The sequence below is a fragment of the Enterobacter sp. SST3 genome (genome assembly GCF_000286655.1).
GTDB lineage: Bacteria > Pseudomonadota > Gammaproteobacteria > Enterobacterales > Enterobacteriaceae > Enterobacter > Enterobacter roggenkampii.
Genome location: NZ_ALNS01000036.1, coordinates 1 through 1,491, shown reverse-complemented (window position 1 = coordinate 1,491; position 1,491 = coordinate 1). Strand labels below are relative to the sequence as shown.

Annotated in this window: 1 rRNA gene; it reads right to left on the bottom strand. The window is 54.5% G+C overall.

The window, feature by feature from the left end:
* Window positions 1–47 precede the first annotated feature (47 nt).
* Window positions 48–1,491: ribosomal RNA gene (locus B498_RS02855) — 16S ribosomal RNA — on the bottom strand; the annotation flags it as partial.

Sequence of the window (1,491 nt, the reverse complement as noted above, 5' to 3'; positions counted from 1 at the left end):
TTCATCAGACAATCTGTGTGAGCACTGCAAAGGCAGGTTCTTTAAGGTAAGGAGGTGATCCAACCGCAGGTTCCCCTACGGTTACCTTGTTACGACTTCACCCCAGTCATGAATCACAAAGTGGTAAGCGCCCTCCCGAAGGTTAAGCTACCTACTTCTTTTGCAACCCACTCCCATGGTGTGACGGGCGGTGTGTACAAGGCCCGGGAACGTATTCACCGTAGCATTCTGATCTACGATTACTAGCGATTCCGACTTCATGGAGTCGAGTTGCAGACTCCAATCCGGACTACGACGCACTTTATGAGGTCCGCTTGCTCTCGCGAGGTCGCTTCTCTTTGTATGCGCCATTGTAGCACGTGTGTAGCCCTACTCGTAAGGGCCATGATGACTTGACGTCATCCCCACCTTCCTCCAGTTTATCACTGGCAGTCTCCTTTGAGTTCCCGGCCGGACCGCTGGCAACAAAGGATAAGGGTTGCGCTCGTTGCGGGACTTAACCCAACATTTCACAACACGAGCTGACGACAGCCATGCAGCACCTGTCTCAGAGTTCCCGAAGGCACCAATCCATCTCTGGAAAGTTCTCTGGATGTCAAGAGTAGGTAAGGTTCTTCGCGTTGCATCGAATTAAACCACATGCTCCACCGCTTGTGCGGGCCCCCGTCAATTCATTTGAGTTTTAACCTTGCGGCCGTACTCCCCAGGCGGTCGACTTAACGCGTTAGCTCCGGAAGCCACGCCTCAAGGGCACAACCTCCAAGTCGACATCGTTTACGGCGTGGACTACCAGGGTATCTAATCCTGTTTGCTCCCCACGCTTTCGCACCTGAGCGTCAGTCTTTGTCCAGGGGGCCGCCTTCGCCACCGGTATTCCTCCAGATCTCTACGCATTTCACCGCTACACCTGGAATTCTACCCCCCTCTACAAGACTCTAGCCTGCCAGTTTCGAATGCAGTTCCCAGGTTGAGCCCGGGGATTTCACATCCGACTTGACAGACCGCCTGCGTGCGCTTTACGCCCAGTAATTCCGATTAACGCTTGCACCCTCCGTATTACCGCGGCTGCTGGCACGGAGTTAGCCGGTGCTTCTTCTGCGGGTAACGTCAATTGCTGAGGTTATTAACCTCAACACCTTCCTCCCCGCTGAAAGTACTTTACAACCCGAAGGCCTTCTTCATACACGCGGCATGGCTGCATCAGGCTTGCGCCCATTGTGCAATATTCCCCACTGCTGCCTCCCGTAGGAGTCTGGACCGTGTCTCAGTTCCAGTGTGGCTGGTCATCCTCTCAGACCAGCTAGGGATCGTCGCCTAGGTGAGCCGTTACCCCACCTACTAGCTAATCCCATCTGGGCACATCTGATGGCAAGAGGCCCGAAGGTCCCCCTCTTTGGTCTTGCGACGTTATGCGGTATTAGCTACCGTTTCCAGTAGTTATCCCCCTCCATCAGGCAGTTTCCCAGACATTACTCACCCGTCCGCCGCTCG